Annotated in this window: 18 protein-coding genes; 11 read left to right on the top strand and 7 right to left on the bottom strand. The window is 70.2% G+C overall.

Annotation, left to right across the window (positions count from 1 at the left end):
* Positions 1-8: 8 nt before the first annotated feature.
* Positions 9-899 carry a LysR family transcriptional regulator gene (locus AC3A6R_RS12260; protein WP_487864434.1) on the bottom strand — a complete coding sequence of 297 codons (891 nt, stop codon included), beginning with the start codon at positions 897-899 and terminating at the stop codon, positions 9-11.
* A 114-nt stretch (positions 900-1,013) separates the two neighbouring features.
* Here AC3A6R_RS12260 and AC3A6R_RS12265 point away from each other — a divergent pair, with 114 nt between their 5' ends.
* Both AC3A6R_RS12265 and AC3A6R_RS12270 read left to right on the top strand, forming a co-directional pair.
* Positions 1,014-1,205 (top strand): YjiS-like domain-containing protein, encoded by a 192-nt coding sequence (locus AC3A6R_RS12265; protein ID WP_487860668.1) that lies wholly within the window; start codon positions 1,014-1,016, stop codon positions 1,203-1,205.
* 21 nt (positions 1,206-1,226) lie between these two features.
* Positions 1,227-2,912 (top strand): hypothetical protein, encoded by a 1,686-nt coding sequence (locus AC3A6R_RS12270; RefSeq protein ID WP_487864435.1) that lies wholly within the window; start codon positions 1,227-1,229, stop codon positions 2,910-2,912.
* Here the strand turns inward: AC3A6R_RS12270 and AC3A6R_RS12275 are convergent.
* Positions 2,909-3,499: a uracil-DNA glycosylase family protein gene (locus tag AC3A6R_RS12275; RefSeq protein WP_487864436.1), complete on the bottom strand. Its 591-nt coding sequence runs from the start codon at positions 3,497-3,499 to the stop codon at positions 2,909-2,911. The genes AC3A6R_RS12270 and AC3A6R_RS12275 overlap by 4 nt on opposite strands.
* A gap of 10 nt (positions 3,500-3,509) precedes the next feature.
* On the bottom strand, positions 3,510-4,337 hold the full coding sequence (locus AC3A6R_RS12280) for an isocitrate lyase/PEP mutase family protein (RefSeq protein WP_487860671.1): 828 nt from the start codon (positions 4,335-4,337) through the stop codon (positions 3,510-3,512).
* A 96-nt stretch (positions 4,338-4,433) separates the two neighbouring features.
* Here AC3A6R_RS12280 and AC3A6R_RS12285 point away from each other — a divergent pair, with 96 nt between their 5' ends.
* Positions 4,434-4,892 carry a CopD family protein gene (locus AC3A6R_RS12285; RefSeq protein ID WP_487860672.1) on the top strand — a complete coding sequence of 153 codons (459 nt, stop codon included), beginning with the start codon at positions 4,434-4,436 and terminating at the stop codon, positions 4,890-4,892.
* Between the two features lie 37 nt (positions 4,893-4,929).
* Here AC3A6R_RS12285 and AC3A6R_RS12290 read toward each other — a convergent pair whose 3' ends face one another.
* Genes AC3A6R_RS12290 through AC3A6R_RS12300 form a run of 3 tightly spaced genes read right to left on the bottom strand, consistent with a single transcriptional unit; the run spans position 4,930 to position 7,836 of the window.
* On the bottom strand, positions 4,930-5,370 hold the full coding sequence (locus tag AC3A6R_RS12290; RefSeq protein WP_487864437.1) for a VOC family protein: 441 nt from the start codon (positions 5,368-5,370) through the stop codon (positions 4,930-4,932).
* A 13-nt stretch (positions 5,371-5,383) separates the two neighbouring features.
* Positions 5,384-6,619 (bottom strand): CaiB/BaiF CoA transferase family protein, encoded by a 1,236-nt coding sequence (locus tag AC3A6R_RS12295; RefSeq protein ID WP_487864438.1) that lies wholly within the window; start codon positions 6,617-6,619, stop codon positions 5,384-5,386.
* A gap of 17 nt (positions 6,620-6,636) precedes the next feature.
* On the bottom strand, positions 6,637-7,836 hold the full coding sequence (locus AC3A6R_RS12300) for an acyl-CoA dehydrogenase (RefSeq protein WP_487860675.1): 1,200 nt from the start codon (positions 7,834-7,836) through the stop codon (positions 6,637-6,639).
* Positions 7,837-8,030: 194 nt separating this feature from the next.
* Between AC3A6R_RS12300 and AC3A6R_RS12305 the strand changes: the two genes are divergently transcribed.
* The 3 genes from AC3A6R_RS12305 (at position 8,031) to AC3A6R_RS12315 (ending at position 10,201) form a co-directional block, all read left to right on the top strand.
* Complete coding sequence (locus AC3A6R_RS12305) at positions 8,031-8,936, top strand: LysR substrate-binding domain-containing protein (protein ID WP_487864439.1); 906 nt, start codon at positions 8,031-8,033, stop codon at positions 8,934-8,936.
* A 59-nt stretch (positions 8,937-8,995) separates the two neighbouring features.
* Positions 8,996-9,397 (top strand): phage holin family protein, encoded by a 402-nt coding sequence (locus AC3A6R_RS12310; RefSeq protein ID WP_487864440.1) that lies wholly within the window; start codon positions 8,996-8,998, stop codon positions 9,395-9,397.
* A 78-nt stretch (positions 9,398-9,475) separates the two neighbouring features.
* Positions 9,476-10,201 carry a 2OG-Fe(II) oxygenase gene (locus AC3A6R_RS12315; RefSeq protein WP_487864441.1) on the top strand — a complete coding sequence of 242 codons (726 nt, stop codon included), beginning with the start codon at positions 9,476-9,478 and terminating at the stop codon, positions 10,199-10,201.
* On the opposite strand, the gene AC3A6R_RS12320 is transcribed toward AC3A6R_RS12315, so the two are convergent.
* On the bottom strand, positions 10,198-12,228 hold the full coding sequence (locus tag AC3A6R_RS12320) for an acetoacetate--CoA ligase (RefSeq protein WP_487864442.1): 2,031 nt from the start codon (positions 12,226-12,228) through the stop codon (positions 10,198-10,200). The genes AC3A6R_RS12315 and AC3A6R_RS12320 overlap by 4 nt on opposite strands.
* A 100-nt stretch (positions 12,229-12,328) precedes the next feature.
* On the opposite strand from AC3A6R_RS12320, the gene AC3A6R_RS12325 reads away from it, so the two are divergent.
* The 5 genes from AC3A6R_RS12325 to AC3A6R_RS12345 are packed head-to-tail and all read left to right on the top strand — an operon-like array spanning position 12,329 to position 16,325.
* Positions 12,329-13,057 (top strand): TetR/AcrR family transcriptional regulator, encoded by a 729-nt coding sequence (locus AC3A6R_RS12325; RefSeq protein WP_487860680.1) that lies wholly within the window; start codon positions 12,329-12,331, stop codon positions 13,055-13,057.
* On the top strand, positions 13,054-13,998 hold the full coding sequence (locus AC3A6R_RS12330; RefSeq protein WP_487864443.1) for an ABC transporter substrate-binding protein: 945 nt from the start codon (positions 13,054-13,056) through the stop codon (positions 13,996-13,998). The genes AC3A6R_RS12325 and AC3A6R_RS12330 overlap by 4 nt, the downstream gene beginning before the upstream one ends.
* Positions 13,995-14,777: an ABC transporter ATP-binding protein gene (locus tag AC3A6R_RS12335; RefSeq protein WP_487864444.1), complete on the top strand. Its 783-nt coding sequence runs from the start codon at positions 13,995-13,997 to the stop codon at positions 14,775-14,777. Before AC3A6R_RS12330 ends, AC3A6R_RS12335 begins: the two co-directional genes overlap by 4 nt.
* On the top strand, positions 14,770-15,540 hold the full coding sequence (locus AC3A6R_RS12340) for an ABC transporter permease (protein WP_487864445.1): 771 nt from the start codon (positions 14,770-14,772) through the stop codon (positions 15,538-15,540). The genes AC3A6R_RS12335 and AC3A6R_RS12340 overlap by 8 nt, the downstream gene beginning before the upstream one ends.
* Positions 15,537-16,325, top strand: a complete 789-nt coding sequence (locus AC3A6R_RS12345; protein WP_487864446.1) for an ABC transporter permease — start codon at positions 15,537-15,539, stop codon at positions 16,323-16,325. The genes AC3A6R_RS12340 and AC3A6R_RS12345 overlap by 4 nt, the downstream gene beginning before the upstream one ends.
* The last annotated feature ends 34 nt before the right edge of the window (positions 16,326-16,359 follow it).

The following is a 16,359-nucleotide window of genomic DNA, read 5'->3' on the forward strand; positions in this document are numbered from 1 at the left end:
AGGCAGGCTCAGGCCTGGCGAAACGACGTGAGCACCTCCAGCACGCTGCGGGTGGCCCCGTCGAGCATCGCCGGCTGGCGGTGCGCAATGCCCACGCGGCGCGTGAGCTTCGGGCTCACCGGAAGGATCTGCACGCGCCCGTTGCCCGGGAGGTCGGTGCTCTTCTGCAACGGCAGCAGCGCGGCACCATAGCCGGCCGACACCAGGCTGCGGATGGCGGCGTCGTAGTTGAGCTCGATGCGCGCGCGCGGCGCGAAGCCGGCCGCGGCGAACCACTCCATCGTGAGGCGGTACATGTGCGTGGTCGCCTCGTTGAAGATCAGCGGCTGCGCCGCGAGCCAGGCCGGCGTCACGCGCCGGGGCGCCTTCCAGCGCTGCGGCACGAAGGCCATCATCGGCTGCTCGCACCAGGGCGTCACGACGATGCCGCTCATCGGCGGCTGCGGCACCGCGACCAGGCCGATGTCCAGCGTGCCCGCGGCCAGCCGCGCCATGGCCTCGAAGGAGCCGCGGATGCTCACCTCCACGTCGATGCCCGAATGCTCTGCGCCCAAGGCTTCGAGCACCTGCGGCAGCAGGTCGACGAGCACGCCGGTGGACGTGCCGAGCCGCACGCGCCCCACGCGGCCTTCGGCCTGCCGCTTGACGGCCTCGATGGCATCGTCGGTGTCGCGCAGCAGCTTGCGGCCGCGCTCGACCAGCGCCGCGCCGGCCGCCGTAGGCGCGATGCGGCGGTTGCCGCGCACCACCAGCGACGCGCCGAGGCGCGACTCGAGTTCGCTGATGTGCAGGCTCACGGTCGGCTGCGCAAGGTGCAGCGCCTTGGCGGCGGCCGAGAAGCTGCCGAGATCGGCGATGGCAATGAGCGTGCGCAACTGGTCGAGGTTGAGGTGTCGCATGGGTGGAGCGGTTGGGTCGTCATATCAGCAACCCTGATCGGTGCCGTCAGCATTCTCAACTTCCACAATAGCACGCGACACCAGAAGATCGGCGCTCCAACCAAGGAGCCCATCGTGACCGCGCCCAAGCCATCGTCCTTTCATCAACGCCTGATCCATGCCCTCGGCGGCTGGCGCCGCCGCGTGGTGAACGGCCGCCGTGCGCGCGATGCGCAGCGCCATCTGCGGTCGATGAGCGACCACGAGCTGCGCGACCTGGGCATCGGGCGCAGCGAATTGCCGGCCCTGATGGATCGCTACCGCTGAATTTGAGGTTCAATCCGGGGCGTGCCCCCCTCCACCGCAGCCTCCCTTCCTCCGCTTTCCATTGAGCTCACCTCGCCGCAGACCGTCGACGGCCGGCGTGCGGCGTTCCAGTCGCTCTGGCTCGTCGCGCGCATGAAGCATGCGCACGATACCGAGGGCGGGCTGGTGCGCCTGGCCGACCTGCGCGGCGAGGTGTCCGACGCGAGCACGCTGCGCATGGTCGTGAGCCGTGCGTTCCGCGATTTCAAGGCCTGGCAGCTCGACGTCGGCTGGGGCGAGGACACGCAGCGCGAGCCGCGCTTCCTCAACGCCGAGCGGCGCAGTCAGGGCCCGTTCTGGCTGCCCGCCGGCGAGGCCGCGCGGGTGCGCCTGCAGGTCGGCGGCCGTGCCGCCACGGCCGCAGAGGTGTCTTCGTTCCTGGGCCTGCGCACGCGGCGGCGCCCGGCGGCCGAGACCGGCTCGGCACCGCCCGACGCGGTGCACCTGCAGGACGCCGCCTTCTGGAAACAGCTGGTCGCCGCGCAGCAGGCCGCGCGCCAGGGCCGGCTCATGGCGCCCGTGGCAGGCGACGGTGGCGGCGGTGCGGCGGGCCCGCAGCCGGCGAGCGCGCTCGAATCGATCCGCCTGGCCGGCGGCCTGGCCGCCACCGATTTCCAGCGCGCGCTCGTCACGCTCAACGAGGCGATGCTGTGGCGCCGCCTCGGCGACAACGAGCAGGCGCGACGCCGGCTGCAGGCACTGAAGAAACAGCGCCTCGCCCACCATGTGGCGGGCAACGACTATCTTGGCGCGATGGAATGCATCGTCTCGGCCTGGTGCGCCTACACGGCACGCGACCTGCCGCTCGCCGAGTCGCTGCTCGGCGGCATGGCGGGCGACACCGCGCGGGCGCTGGTGCTGCGCCACCATCCCGACGTGCGCTTCGAATGGTGCAATCTCTGGGCGCTGGTGTGCCGCTCGCGCGCCCTTGGGATGGCGGCCGACGAGCCGCAGGCCGCTGCGGCGCTCGCCGAGGAATCGCTGCGGCGCTTCGGCGAGGCGCTGGCGGCCGCCTTCGAATCTCACTCCTTCGATGCGGCCCAGCACGTGGCCGCGAACATGGGCATGGCGGCCTGGCTGTTCGACCGCGTGGGACTCTCCGACCTGCCGGCGCTCGCGCACGACGGCCACGCCGACACCACGCGCCGCGCAGTGCAGTGGATCGCGTTCAGCGAATGGCTCTGCGGCCACACCGACGGCCAGGGCCGCTCGGCCTGGAATGCGATCTACCTGATGCGCATCGCGCGCGGCCACTGCAGCGCCGGGCGGCAGCCCTCGCTCGCGCAGTTCCGCGCCCAGGTGCCGCTCGATCCGGCCGCGGTCTCGGCGCTGGCCGGACCGCTCGCCGATGCCTTCGACAGCCCCACGCACTGGCCTGCGCGCTGGGCCGACGTGGCCGCGGCCCGGCTCGCCGACCACCAGACCGGTCGCCGGCGCTACCCGGGCCTGCAGCATGGCAGCCTGTTGTTCGAACATGCCTGGTATGCGGCGCATGCGGGCGATCTGGAGGCGGCCGAACGCTCGCTGGCGCATTTGCGCGAGGCGTTGCCACGGCTCGTGCCGAGCGACCGTGCCTACTTCACCGAATCGTGGAACGACACGCTGCCAGCCGAACTCGTGCTCGAGGCCCGGCCGCCGCGTCGGCCCGCGGCGCGCAGTTCGACCTAGGCAGCGAGAGCCGCACTCACGCGCTCGCGCAGCACCGGCAGCACGTCGCGCTCGAACCACGGGTGGTGCTTGAACCATCCGGTGTTGCGTGGCGACGGATGCGGCAGCGGTATGAAGCGCGGCGCGTAGTCCTCGAAAGCCTGCACGGTCTCGGTGAGCCCGGCCTTGCGTGCAGCGCCGAGAAAGTGGCGCTGCGCATACTGGCCGACGAGCAGCGTCAGCGCGATCTGCGGCATCTGCGCAAGCAGTCGCTCGTGCCAGAGTGCGGCGCATTCGCGGCGCGGCGGCAGGTCGCCGCTTGCGCCGCGGCCCGGGTAGCAGTAGCCCATCGGCATGATCGCGACGCGCGATGCGTCGTAGAACATGTCGCGGTCGATGCCGAGCCAGCGGCGAAGCTGCTCGCCGCTTCGGTCGTCCCACGGCACGCCGGTGGCATGCACCGTCGCGCTCGGTGCCTGGCCGACGATCAACAGCCGCGCGCCTGCGCTCGCCTGCAGCACCGGCCGCGGGCCGAGCGGCAGGTGGGCCTCGCAGGCGCTGCAGGCGCGGATCTCCGCGAGCAGCACCTCGATGCGGCGACCGGCCATGCGCGCAGGCCTATGCGGCGGACGGCCCAAAAAACTTGTTGAGCTCGGCACCGGAAGCGGCGCCTTCGAAGTCGAAGCGCCCTTCGCCGGCCATGGCGCGCGCCGCCCGGTCGAAGCCGCCCCAGGCCGCGCGGGCCAGCGCGCCGCCCACGCTGATGCGGCGCACGCCGAGCGCAGCCGCGTCCTGCAGCGTGAGCTCGCTCGACCAGCCGATCAGCAGGTTGATCGGCTTGGGCGAAACCGCGGCGACCACCGCCGCGATCTGCTCGCGCGTGCGGATCGCCGGCGCATAGAGGCAGTCGGCGCCGGCCGCGTCGTAGGCCTTCAGGCGCGCGATGGTGTCGTCGAGGTCGGGCCGCCCGACGATGAAGTTCTCTGCACGCCCCACGAGCAGCGTGTCTCCGCCGGCCGCATCGATGGCCTGGCGCGCAGCACGCAGGCGCGCCACGGCGACATCGATCGCGAACAGCGGGTCGGCGGCATCGCCGGTCGAATCCTCGATCGAGAGGCCCGCCACGCCGGTCTCGACCGCGAGCCGCACGCTCTCGGCCACGCCGTCGGCGTCGCGCCCGAACCCGTTCTCGAAGTCGGCGTTGACCGGCAGGTCGGTGGCCGCCACGATCTCGCGCAGGTGGGCGAGCACAACGTCGCGCGTCTCGGCACCGTCGGCCAGGCCTTGCGACCACGCATGCCCCGAGCTGGTGGTGGCCAGCGCCTTGAAGCCCAGCCCCTGCAGGTAGCGCGCGCTGCCCGCGTCCCAGGGGTTCGGAAGGATGAAACAGCCTTGTTCGTGGAGCGCGCGGAAATCGGCGCGTTTCTGGGTGACGGTACGGGTCATGTCGTCTCTCGGCTTTCTGAGAAGGGGAGGACGGCGTTTTAACCCAAGGCGCGAAACATTGCGTGCGGGCACCTTTCGGTGTTCTGATCGGCACCCATGCCCTACGTCATCCTGCTTCTCATCCACCTGCTCGCGGCCGCCTTCTGGGTCGGCGGCATGGCCACCCTGCACTTTGCCGTGCGCCCCGCCGTGGCCGCCACGCTCGAGCCGCCGCTGCGCCTGCCCACGATGGCTGCGGCGCTGCGGCGCTTCTTCGTCGGCGTCGACGCCGCCGTCACGCTGCTGTTCGCGAGCGGCTTCGCGATGATCATGCTGACGGGCGGCTTCCGCGGCGTGCATTGGCGTGTCCAGGCGATGATGGGCATCGCGCTCGTCATGGCCGGCGTCTACGTCTACATCCGCGCCGCGGTGTTCCCGGCGCTGCGCCGCGCGGTCGCGCAGAGCGCGTGGCCCGAGGCCGCCGCGCGGCTCGGCTCGGTGCGCATGCTCGTGAGCCTGAACCTCGCGCTCGGCGTGGCGGTGTTCGCGGTCGCGATCATCGGGCGCGCGGGCTGAGCGCGCTCGGTGCTCAGCGTTCGCCGAGCACCGCAGATCAGGCGAGCCCCTTCAGCTCGACGCCGTTGCCGTCCGGATCGGTGACGTAGATCGAGGGCCCGTCGCCCTCGGCACCGAAGTTGTTCTGCACCTCGCCGTTCACCGGCACGCCGTGCTGCGCCATCAGCGCGCGGATGGCCGCTTCGTCGAAGGGCTCGATGCTCAGGCACAGGTGATCGACGTTGCGCCCCTCGGGCCCCGCGAGCGCGCCGCCCTGCCGGCCGAGCCGGCCGTCGTGCGAGACCAGGTCGATCAGGCTCGCACCGGCGCGCAGGTGCACGAGGCCGAGGTCGTCCCGGCGCTTCTCGACGGTGCAGCCGAGCACGCCGCAGTAGAAGCCCATGGCGCGCTCGGTGTCGCGCACGCGCAGCACGATGTGGTCGATGCGCAGCAGCGCGAACGGTGCGGCGGGCGGATTCGGCGGCGGGCGGGTGACCATGCCCGCCAGTGTGTCAGACCACCCCGGCCGCGCGCAATGCCTCGAAGCGCGCAGCGTCGACACCGAACTCGGCCAGCACCTCGCGCGTGTGCTGCCCGAGCGCCGGCGGCGCATGCCGCAGCACGGGCGGCGTGGCCGAAAGGCGCAGCGGGCTCGCCACGCCGGTGATGCTCGCGATGCCGTCGCCCGCGTCGCGCGGTAGCGTGACGGCCAGCCCGCGCGCCTTCACCTGCGCATCGTCGAAGGCCTGTGCGATGTCGTTGATGGGGCCGCAGGGCACGGCCTTGTCCTCGAGCAGCGCGACCCAGTCGGCGGTGCTGCGCGTGCGCGTGAGCGCCTCCATCATCGGTATGAGCACGCCGCGGTGCTTCACGCGCAGCGTGTTGGTGGCAAAGCGCGCGTCGGCCGCCCATTCGGCATGGCCGGCCGCCTCGCAGAAGCGCGCGAACTGGCCGTTGTTGCCGACGGCCAGCAGCATCGCGCCGTCGGCCGTCGGGAAGTCCTGGTAGGGCGCGAGGCTCGGGTGGGTGTTGCCCTGGCGCTCGGGTGCATGGCCGGTGTTGAGGAACGCGCTCGCCTGGTTGGCGAGGATCGCCATGCCGACGTCGAGCAGCGCCATGTCGATGTGCTGGCCTTCGCCCGTGCGGTCGCGCACCTGCAGCGCCGCGAGGATCGCGGTGCTCGCGTAGACGCCGGTGAACAGGTCGGTGAGTGCCACGCCCACGCGCAGCGGACCGCCGCCGGGTTCGCCGTCGGGACGTCCGGTGATGCTCATCATGCCGGTCATGGCCTGGATCATCAGGTCGTAGCCCGCGCGCTCGGCATAGGGGCCGTCGTGGCCGAAGCCCGTCACGCTGCAGTAGATGAGCCGCGGGTTGGCCGCGCGCAGGCTGTGGTGGTCGAGGCCGTACTGCGCGAGGCCGCCGGTCTTGAAGTTCTCCACCACGATGTCGGCCTGCGAGGCCATCTGCCGGAGCAGCGCCTGCCCGTCGGGCGTGGCCATGTCGACCGTGACCGAGCGCTTGTTGCGGTTGCAGGCGGTGAAGTAGCTCGCCTGGTCGGTGTCGTTGCCGTTCGCATCCTTGACGAACGGCGGGCCCCAGGTGCGCGTGTCGTCGCCCACGCCGGGGCGCTCGACCTTGACGACGTCGGCGCCCAGGTCCGCGAGGATCTGCGTGCACCACGGGCCCGCGAGCACGCGGGACAGGTCCAGCACCTTGATGCCGTCGAGCGCTGCGGGTTGGGTCATGCGGTCGTTCGGCCGGGTCAGTTTGAAAATGCGGCAATGCCCGTGATCGCACGGCCCAGGATCAGCGCGTGGATGTCGTGCGTGCCCTCGTAGGTGTTGACCACCTCGAGGTTGACCAGGTGGCGTGCCACGCCGAACTCGTCGCTGATGCCGTTGCCGCCCATCATGTCGCGTGCCAGGCGCGCGATGTCGAGCGCCTTGCCGCAGTTGTTGCGCTTCATGATCGAGGTGATCTCGACCGCGGCCGTGCCCTCGTCCTTCATGCGGCCGAGGCGCAGGCTGCCCTGCAGGCCGAGCGTGATCTCGGTCTGCATGTCGGCGAGCTTCTTCTGGATCAGCTGGTTCGCGGCGAGCGGGCGGCCGAACTGCTTGCGGTCGAGCGTGTACTGGCGGGCGCGGTGCCAGCAGTCTTCGGCCGCGCCGAGCGCGCCCCACGAGATGCCATAGCGCGCGCTGTTGAGGCAGGTGAACGGACCCTTCAGGCCCTGCACTTCGGGAAAGGCGTTCTCCTCGGGGCAGAACACGCCGTCCATCACGATCTCGCCGGTGATGCTGGCGCGCAGGCCCACCTTGCCGTGGATCGCCGGTGCGCTGAGGCCCTTCATGCCCTTCTCGAGCACGAAGCCGCGGATCGGGCCGACGGCGCCGCTCTCGCTGACTTCCTTGGCCCACACCACGAACACGTCGGCGATCGGCGAGTTGCTGATCCACATCTTCGAGCCCGAGAGCGAATAGCCGCCCGGCACCTTCTTGGCGCGCGTGGCCATGCTGCCGGGGTCGGAGCCGTGGTCGGGCTCGGTCAGGCCGAAGCAGCCGATCCATTCGCCGGTGGCGAGCTTGGGCAGGAACTTCTGCTTCTGGCCTTCGGTGCCGAATTCGAAGATCGGCACCATCACGAGCGAGCTCTGCACGCTGGCCATCGAGCGGTAGCCCGAATCGACGCGCTCGACTTCGCGCGCGATCAGGCCGTAGGCCACGTAGTTGAGGCCGGGGCCGCCGTACTGCTCGGGAATCGTCGGGCCCAGCAGGCCGAGCGCACCCATTTCGCGAAAGATGGCGGGGTCGGTCTCGCCGCTGCGGAAGCCTTCGATGACGCGGGGCGCCAGGCGCTCCTGGCAGTAGGCGTTGGCCGCATCGCGGATCATGCGTTCTTCGTCGGTCAGCTGCTGGTCGAGAAGAAGGGGGTCGTCCCAATGGAATTGCGCTTTGGCGGCCATGTGGCTGTCTCCGGAAAAGGGGGGAAGAAAAGGAAAGGCGAAAAGACGGGGGAATGGCCCGATCCTAGCCCCGCTGCAAGCTGGGCGCAAACGATGAATCCTCACCCAGATATGCGTTCAACGCACATCTTGCGCATCTAGTGAAGCCGTCTCGCTGGTAACCGCAGGTTTCCAGTCATACACTCGCGGCATACATGCGCCGCAAGATTCCGCCCCTGCAGACCCTGGTGTGCTTCGATGCTGCGGCACGCCATGAAAGCTACACCCGCGCTGCGCAGGAACTCGCGCTCACGCAGAGCGCGGTATCGCGCCAGATCGGCACGCTCGAGGCCTTCCTCGGCGTGGCGCTGTTCCGCCGCACGCGCCATGGCGTGGCACTGACCGCGAGCGGCGCGGCCTACGCGCGCCAGACCGCCCGGCGGCTCGAGGCGATGGAGCGCGACACGCTCGATGCCATGGCCCACCAGGGCGAGGGCGGCTCGCTGTCGCTCGCGGCCGTGCCCACCTTCGCCACGCGCTGGCTGATGCCGCGCCTCAAGGGCTTCGCGGCGCTGCAGCCCGACGTGGTGGTGCACATCGAGACGCGCACCCGGCCCTTTCTGTTCGCCGATGCCGAGTTCGATGCCGCCCTCTACGCCGGCACGCCGGCGCAGGTCGAGAACTGGGCCGGCACGCGCGCGCTGCTGCTGATGCACGAGGACGTGGTGCCGGTGTGCAGCCCGTCGCTGCTGCCGCGCGGCCGGTCCGTGGCGCCCGCGGCCATCGCGAAGATGCCGCTGCTGCAGCAGAGCACGCGGCCCGACGGCTGGCGGCAGTGGTTCGACGCGCAGCGCATCGATGCACCCACCGCGCGCGGCGGGCCGCGCTACGAGCTGTTCTCCATCCTGGCGGCCGCGGCATCGCACGGGCTCGGCGTGGCGCTGATGCCGACCATGCTGGTGGCCGACGAACTCGCGCGCGGCGAACTCGTGGTGGCCTGCGCGCGGCCGCTTTCGGGCGAGCGCAACTACTACCTGGTAACGCCGGAGCGCGCCGACCAGCGCCCGCTGCTCAAGTACTTCAGCGACTGGCTGCTGAGCGAAGCGCGGCGCGGCGGCTGACAAGCCAGCGCTGAGCGCGGCCGATATGATGGGCCGCCCTCCTCCTGCCACCGCCCGCCATGCTGAACAACCTCGTCCCCTTTCTCGTGCACTGGGCCATCACGGCGCTCTCGCTGTGGGTGGCGAGCCTGATCTTTCGCGGGCTCAAGTTCGAGACCACGTCCGCGCTCGTGGTCTCGGCGCTGCTGCTGGGCCTGGCCAATGCGGTCGTCAAGCCGCTCCTGATCGTGCTCACGCTGCCGCTGACGCTGCTGACCCTGGGCCTCTTCCTGCTCGTGATCAACGCGCTGATGATCATGCTCGTGGCCGCGCTGGTGCGCGGGTTCAAGCTCTCGGGCTTCTGGACCGCGTTCTTCGCGAGCATCTTCATTTCGATTCTGAGCATCGCGATCGATTCGCTCGTCAGCAGCGGCGATCCCGCCACGACGATCCAGATGCCGACCGGCGGCACCTGGCTGTAGCCACCCGGCCGAAAACCGCCGAAGACCGAGGTCCGGAAACGGCCAGCAGCGCCAGCGCCTCCACGCGAGACTGGCGGCATGCAGACTTCTTTTTCTTCTTCTCCTGCGCGCGCCGTCGCCGCCCTCGACTGGCCCCGCATCGACAGCGAACTCGCCGCGCGCGGCTGCGCCAACACCGGTGTGCTGTTCGGCCCCGACGAATGCCGTACGCTGGCCGCGATGTACGACGAGCCGGGTCGCTTCCGCAGCCGCGTGGTGATGCAGCGCCACGGTTTCGGCCAGGGCGAATACCAGTACTTCGCGAACCCGCTGCCGCCGATGCTGGCCGCATGGCGCAGCGCGCTCTATGCGCGGCTCGTGCCGCTCGCGAACGCGTGGCGCTCGGCCATGGGGCAACTGGCCGACTTTCCCACCGCCCACGCCGACTACCTTGCGCGCTGCCATGCGGCCGGCCAGCTGCGCCCCACGCCGCTGCTGCTGCGCTACGGCGAGGGCGACTACAACTGCCTGCACCAGGACCTTTACGGCGAACTGCAGTTTCCGCTGCAGCTCACCGTGCTGCTGAGCCGGCCCGGCGAGGATTTCAGCGGCGGCGAGTTCGTGCTGACCGAACAGCGCCCGCGCATGCAGTCACGCGCCGAAGTGGTGGCGCTGGCGCAGGGCGAGGCCGTGGTCTTTGCCGTCAACCAGCGGCCGGTGGCGGGCACGCGCGGCACCTACCGCGTGACCATGCGCCATGGCGTGAGCCGCGTGCGTTCGGGGCAGCGGCACACGCTCGGCATCATCTTTCACGACGCGAGCTAGGCTTCGTCCTGCACCGCGGACGAGGACGCCCGCTGCGCCGCGAACGCAACGAACCAGTCGAGCGACCCGGGGTTGGCCATGGCCTCGCGGTTGACCACCTTTTCGATCGGCTGGCCGAGCAGCAGCTTCTTGATCGGCAGTTCCTGCTTCTTGCCCGAGAGCGTGCGCGGGATCTCGGCCACCTGGAAGATGTCGTTCGGCAGGAAGCGCGGCGAGAGCGAGGTCTTGATGGCGTTGTGAATCTTCGTGCGCATCGCGTCGTCGAGCGCGACACCGGGCCGCAGCACCACGAACAGCGGCATGTAGCTGTCGCGGCCGAGGTATTCGAGGTCGACCACCATCGAGTCGAGCACCTCGGCGAGGCCTTCGACGGCGCTGTAGATCTCGCTCGTGCCCATGCGCAGGCCCTGCCGGTTGATGGTCGCGTCGCTGCGGCCGTAGATGATGCAGCCGCCGTCCTCGCCGATCCTGATCCAGTCGCCATGGCGCCAGACCCCGGGGTAGGTATCGAAGTAGCTCGACAGGTAGCGCGCGTTGCCTTCGTCGCCCCAGAAACACAGCGGCATCGACGGGATCGGCTGCGTGCAGACCAGCTCCCCCACTTCGCCAATGACCGGCTCGCCCGCTTCGTTCCAGGCTTCGACGGCATGGCCGAGTTCGCGGCACTGCATCTGGCCGGGCACCTCGGGCAGTTCGCGGTTGCCGCCGATGAAGGCGCCGCAGAAATCCGTGCCGCCGGAGATGTTGCACCACCAGACCTCCTTCGCGCCCGCACCGAGGATCTGCTGCGTGCCCCAGCGCTGCACCTCTTCCGACAGCGGCGAGCCGGTACTGCCGAGCGCGCGCACGCGCGAAAGATCGCCGCAGTCGGCGGCCACCACGCCGGCCTTCATGCAATTCGTGAAATAGGCCGCGCCCGCGCCGAAGAAGGTGATGCGGTGCTTGGCGACGAAGCGCCAGAGCACGGCCCAGTCGGGCTTTTCCTTGCTGCCCGCCGGATGCCCGTCGTAGATGACCGCGGTCGCGCCGAAGGCCAGGCCCCCGAGCTGGCAGTTCCACATGACCCAGCCGGTCGAGCTGTACCAATGGAAGCGCTCGCCGAAGTTGTTGGCGCCGTAGCTCGCGCCCACGTCGTTGTGCAGGCCGCACGCGTACATCGTGAGGAGGATGCCGCCCTGCCCGTGCACGATCGGCTTGGGCAGGCCGGTGGTGCCGCTCGAATAGACGATCCAGATCGGATGGTCGAAAGGCAGCCACTCGGGCTCGAAGGCCGCCACCTCGGCGTCGTCGCGCGCGATGGCGTCCAGCCAGTCGGCGTTGGCCGCAAGCTGGTGCGCGGCATGCGGCGTGCGCACCAGCAGCAGCTTCTGCACGCTGGGCAGCGCGTCGCGCAGTTCCTGCACCACGGCGCTGCGGTCGATCGGCTTGCCGCCGTAGTGCACGCCGTCGGCCGCGATCAGCAGCGTGGGCTCGATCTGGCGGAAGCGGTCGGCCACCGCGACCGTCCCCATGTCTGGCGCGCACACGCTCCACACCGCGCCGATGCTCGAGCACGCGAGGAAGGCCACCATGGTCTCAGGCACGTTCGGCATGTAGGCGGCCACGCGGTCACCGCGCCGCACGCCGAGCGCGCGCAGCGTGAGCGCGACCGAGGCCACCTGCCGGCGCAGCTCGGGCCATGACATCTCGCGCACCCGGCCGAGTTCGTCGTCGCTCACGATCGCGGGCATGCCGGCCGCATGCGCCGCGTCGGCATGGCGCAGCACCTCGCGCACGTAGTTGACCTGGGCGCCCGGGAACCACATCGCGCCGGGCATGCGCGCCTTGGCCAGCACTGCCGTGTGCGGCGTGGGCGAGTGCATGCCCATGTAGTCCCAGATGCTCTGCCAGAACGCGTCGAGGTCGGTCACCGACCAGCGCCAGAGCGCGTCGTAGCTGTCGAAGGAGAGGCCGCGCTCGTCGCGCAGCCAGTTCTGGTACAGGCGGATCTGGGGGATGTTGGGGGCGGGAAGGTTGGGCGCAGGCATGGGCACGAGCGTAATGCCGCGCCACGCGCGGCTCAAGAGGAATAGACCTCAGGGTTTGCACGTGTGTTCAACAGTTTTGTACAGGCGTTCAATACCGGCCATGGATGCGCGCACCCCCACCGCCCGGCGAAGCACCCGCAAGCGCTCGCCCGCGGCCGCCGAGGCGCCGCGGCCCGACCGCCGGCAGGCCATCCTGCTGGCCGCCGAGAAGCTCTTCGCGCAGCATGGCTACCACGCGGTCACGATCCGCCAGATCGCCGAAGAGGCCGCCGTGCCGCTCGCGCTCGTGGGCTATTACTTCGGTCCCAAGCACGAACTCTTCCATGCCATCTTCGAGCACTGGAGCCACAGCATCGAGGAGCGGCTTGCGGGGCTCGCGGCGGTCGACATCGACCCCGACGACGCCCGCACGCTGCCGCGCATCATCGAAGCCTTCACCGCGCCCGTGCTGGCGCTGCGCGCGAGCGCCGAGGGCGAGTACTACGCGCTGCTGGTGGCGCGCGAGCTCTACCACGCGTCCGAGGAAGCCGACCGCGTGCTGCGCGGCTACTTCGATCCGCTGGCCGAGGCCTACATCGATGCGCTGCACGTCGCGCTGCCGCATGCCACGCGCAGCCAGGCCGCCTGGGGCTACCAGTTCGCGCTCGGTGCGCTGCTGCACCACCTGAGCGACGCCCGCATCGAACGGCTGTCGCGGGGCGAGAACCGGCGCAGCGATCCGGCCGTGGCGCCGATGCTCGTCAACTTCATCGTCGGCGGGCTGCGCGCAGCGCTGCCGCGACCCAAGGCGACCCCAAAGAAAACAACCTCAAGGAGACAAAAGAAATGATGAATCGACGCACCCTGCTGTCGGCGCTGGGCGCCGCATCGGCCGCCGCAGCGCTGCCTACGCGCGCGCAGGAGAACCCCAAGATCGTGTTCGGCTACACAGCCGTGTCCGACTTCGCCTCGGTCTTCGTGGCCGCCGAAGAGGGTTACTTCAAGAAGCGCAACCTCGATGTGGCGCTCAAGTTCATTCCGCTCAACTCGACCATTCCCGCGGCGCTGCAGTCCGATTCGCTGCAGATCGGCGGGCCCACGCCTTCGGTGTTCCTGCAGGCGGTGGACGGCGGGCTCGACCTGGTGCTCGTGGCCGGCGGCGGCCTCACGTCGAAGACCATCACGGGCTTCGGGCTGGTAGCGCGCGCAGGCTCGAACATCAAGACGCCGCAGGACTGCGTGGGCAAGAAGATCGGCGTGCCGGGGCTCGGCGCCTTCCTGCACGTGACCTTCCGTGCCTGGCTCAAGGACAGCGGCGTGGACCACCGCAAGGTCAACTTCGTCGAAGCCTCGTTCCCGCAACATGCCGACCTGCTGCGCGGCGGCTCGGTCGACGCGGTGGTGTCGGCCGATCCGTTCATGAGCCGCATCACCGAAAGCGGCGCGGGCTACGTGGCGTCGTATTACTCGACCTTCCTGCCCGAGAACAACCAGACCATCGTGCATGCGGCCAAGCGCGAGTGGGTGCAGAAGCACCCGGCGGCGGCGCGCGCGTTCCGCGAATCGCTGGTCGAGGCCGCCACCTTCATGCAGCAGCCGAAGAACGACGCCAAGGTGCGCGCGGCCATCGGCAAGTACATCAAGCTGCCGCCCGAGGTGCTCGCGAAGATCCAGATCTCGCCGCCCGGCCCGACCGTGACCGAGAAGCAGCTGGGCTACTGGGTCGGCCTGATGAAGGACCAGGACATGCTCAGGACCCCGATCGACGTCGCGAAGCTGATCGCCAAGTGAGCGCCGGGGCCGACTTTCTTCGCTTCGACGGCGTCGCGATCCGCCTCGGCGGGCGCGAGATCCTGTCGCCCACGTCGTTCGACGTGGCGCGCGGCGAGTTCGTCTGCATCGTCGGCCCGAGCGGCTGCGGCAAGACCACGCTGCTGCGCGCGGCCAGCGGCCTGGTGGCGGCGAGCGCGGGCGCGGTGCGGCGCAACGGCGTGGCGGTCGAGGCGCCCTCGCGCGAGGTGGCCTTCGTGTTCCAGGACTACGGCCGCGCGCTGCTGCCCTGGCGCACGGTCGAAGGCAACGTGAGCCTTGCACTCGAAGCGGCCGGCGTGCCGAAAGCCGAGCGTGCGCCGCGCATCGCCGAGGTGCTCGCGAAGGTGGGCCTGGCGAAGCATGCGCAGAAGTTTCCGGTGCAGCTTTCGGGCGGCATGCAGCAGCGCGCGCAGATCGCGCGCTGCCTGGCGCAGAAGCCCGAACTCATGATGATGGACGAGCCCTTCGGCGCACTGGATGCGCTCACGCGCCAGGGCCTGCAGGACGAATTGGCCCGGCTGGTGCGCGACGACGGCTTGACGGTGCTGTTCGTCACGCATGACCTCGAAGAGGCGATCTACCTCGGCGACCGCGTGATCGCGCTGCAGGCCAATCCCGGGCCGGGACGACCAAGCCTCGCGCGCATGATCGACGTGAAGATCCCGCGCCCGCGCGACCAGCTCACGACCAAGGAGCACCCCGACTACCTGCGGCTGCGGCGCGAACTGTTCGCCTTCATCGAGCAAAGTCATGACTGAACCGCGCCTGCTTCGCTGGGCCCGGCCGTGGGTGCTGCCGGCGCTGCTGATCGGCGCCTTCGAGTGGTACGCGCGGCGCGCGGCGGCGCTGGGCAGCGATGCGCTCGCGCCCCCCAGTGCAGCGGCGAAGGCCTTCGTCGGCGCGGCGCTCGACGGCTCGCTCTGGCAGGCCACGGGTTTCACGCTCGGCACCGCGGCGCTCGGGCTGCTGCTGGGCGCGGTGCTCGGCATTGCGCTCGGGCTGGCGCTGGGCCTGTCGCGCCGCGCGGCGCGGCTCGGCTCGCTGTCGATCGAGGTGCTGCGGCCAGTGCCGTCGGTGGCGCTGATTCCGCTCGCGATGCTGGCCTTCGGCTTCGGCGTGCGCATGGAAGTGGCGATCGTCGGCTTTGCCACGTTCTGGCCGCTGCTCGTGCTGGTGCAGTCGGCCGTGCAGCAAATCGAACCGCGCCTGCTCGAGGTGAGCCACGTGCTCGGGCTCTCGGCACGCGAGCGCGCCTTCAAGATCGTGCTGCCGGCGATCGTGCCGCGGCTCTTCGTCGCGCTGCGGCTCGGCGTGGCGGTGGCGCTGGTGGTGGCCGTCACGGTCGAGATCGCGGCCAATCCGCACGGCATGGGCTACGCGATGATGATCGCGCAGCAGAGCTTCGATCCCGCGCTGATGATCGCCTGGCTGGGCTGGATCGGGGTGGTGGGCTTCGCGGTCAATGCGGGCATGGTGCTGCTGCAGCGCACGGTCGCGCGGCGCATGGGGGTGCTGCCATGAGCGCAGTGAAACATCGAACCGGCTCGGACTGGTTCGGTCCGCTCGCCGTGTTCGGCGCGCTGGTGGCGCTGTGGTGGATCGCGAGCAATGCGGGCTGGGTGAGCCGCGTGTTCCTGCCGACGCCGCAGGCCACCTTCGCGAGCCTGCTCGAAGGGCTCAACCTGAAGGGCGATGGCGGCAACGGCGAACTGCTCGCCTACACGCAAGCCACGGTGGGCCGCATGGTGCAGGGCTGGCTGCTCGCGTCGCTGTTCGGCGTGGTGCTCGGTGCGGCCATCGGCGTCTCGCCCGCGGTGCGTGCCTGGGTACAGCCGACGCTCGAGTTCGTGCGGCCGCTGCCGGCCTCGGCACTGCTGCCGCTCGCGATCTCGATCTTCGGCCTGAACCCGAACATGGTGCTGTTCGTCGTGGCCTTCGGCGCGATGTGGCCGGTGCTGCTGGCCACGGTGCACGGCTTCGCGGCGGTGGAGCCGCGGCTCGCCGAGGTGGCGCGCTGCCTGCAGATGTCGCGCGCCGCCTTCGTCTGGAAGGTGGGCCTGCCCAACGCCCTGCCCGACATCCTGGCCGGCATGCGGCTCGCGCTGACCATTGCGCTGATCGTGGCCGTGGTGGGCGAGATGATCGCCTCGCAGAGCGGGCTCGGCCAGGCCATTCTTCTCGCGGCGCGCGCCTTTCGCGCGAGCGATCTCTTTGCCGGCATCGTGCTGCTCGGGCTGATCGGCTTCGTGAGCAATGCGCTGCTGGCCTTTGCGGAGAAACGCTTGCTGCGGTGGCAGCAGCCGTAGAACCCACATCCACCCGAAACCCCCACAGAAGGAG

Source organism: Variovorax sp. Soil_C_19 (genome assembly GCF_057657255.1).

Coding starts and splice junctions, on each gene's coding strand:
- AC3A6R_RS12325 (WP_487860680.1), top strand. CDS start 12,329: ATGGATGCGCGCACCCCCACCGCCCGGCGAAGCACCCGCAAGCGCTCG.
- AC3A6R_RS12275 (WP_487864436.1), bottom strand. CDS start 3,499: ATGGCCGGTCGCCGCATCGAGGTGCTGCTCGCGGAGATCCGCGCCTGC.
- AC3A6R_RS12295 (WP_487864438.1), bottom strand. CDS start 6,619: ATGACCCAACCCGCAGCGCTCGACGGCATCAAGGTGCTGGACCTGTCC.
- AC3A6R_RS12280 (WP_487860671.1), bottom strand. CDS start 4,337: ATGACCCGTACCGTCACCCAGAAACGCGCCGATTTCCGCGCGCTCCAC.
- AC3A6R_RS12300 (WP_487860675.1), bottom strand. CDS start 7,836: ATGGCCGCCAAAGCGCAATTCCATTGGGACGACCCCCTTCTTCTCGAC.
- AC3A6R_RS12330 (WP_487864443.1), top strand. CDS start 13,054: ATGATGAATCGACGCACCCTGCTGTCGGCGCTGGGCGCCGCATCGGCC.
- AC3A6R_RS12290 (WP_487864437.1), bottom strand. CDS start 5,370: ATGGTCACCCGCCCGCCGCCGAATCCGCCCGCCGCACCGTTCGCGCTG.
- AC3A6R_RS12345 (WP_487864446.1), top strand. CDS start 15,537: ATGAGCGCAGTGAAACATCGAACCGGCTCGGACTGGTTCGGTCCGCTC.
- AC3A6R_RS12340 (WP_487864445.1), top strand. CDS start 14,770: ATGACTGAACCGCGCCTGCTTCGCTGGGCCCGGCCGTGGGTGCTGCCG.
- AC3A6R_RS12320 (WP_487864442.1), bottom strand. CDS start 12,228: ATGCCTGCGCCCAACCTTCCCGCCCCCAACATCCCCCAGATCCGCCTG.
- AC3A6R_RS12285 (WP_487860672.1), top strand. CDS start 4,434: ATGCCCTACGTCATCCTGCTTCTCATCCACCTGCTCGCGGCCGCCTTC.
- AC3A6R_RS12305 (WP_487864439.1), top strand. CDS start 8,031: ATGCGCCGCAAGATTCCGCCCCTGCAGACCCTGGTGTGCTTCGATGCT.
- AC3A6R_RS12315 (WP_487864441.1), top strand. CDS start 9,476: ATGCAGACTTCTTTTTCTTCTTCTCCTGCGCGCGCCGTCGCCGCCCTC.
- AC3A6R_RS12310 (WP_487864440.1), top strand. CDS start 8,996: ATGCTGAACAACCTCGTCCCCTTTCTCGTGCACTGGGCCATCACGGCG.
- AC3A6R_RS12260 (WP_487864434.1), bottom strand. CDS start 899: ATGCGACACCTCAACCTCGACCAGTTGCGCACGCTCATTGCCATCGCC.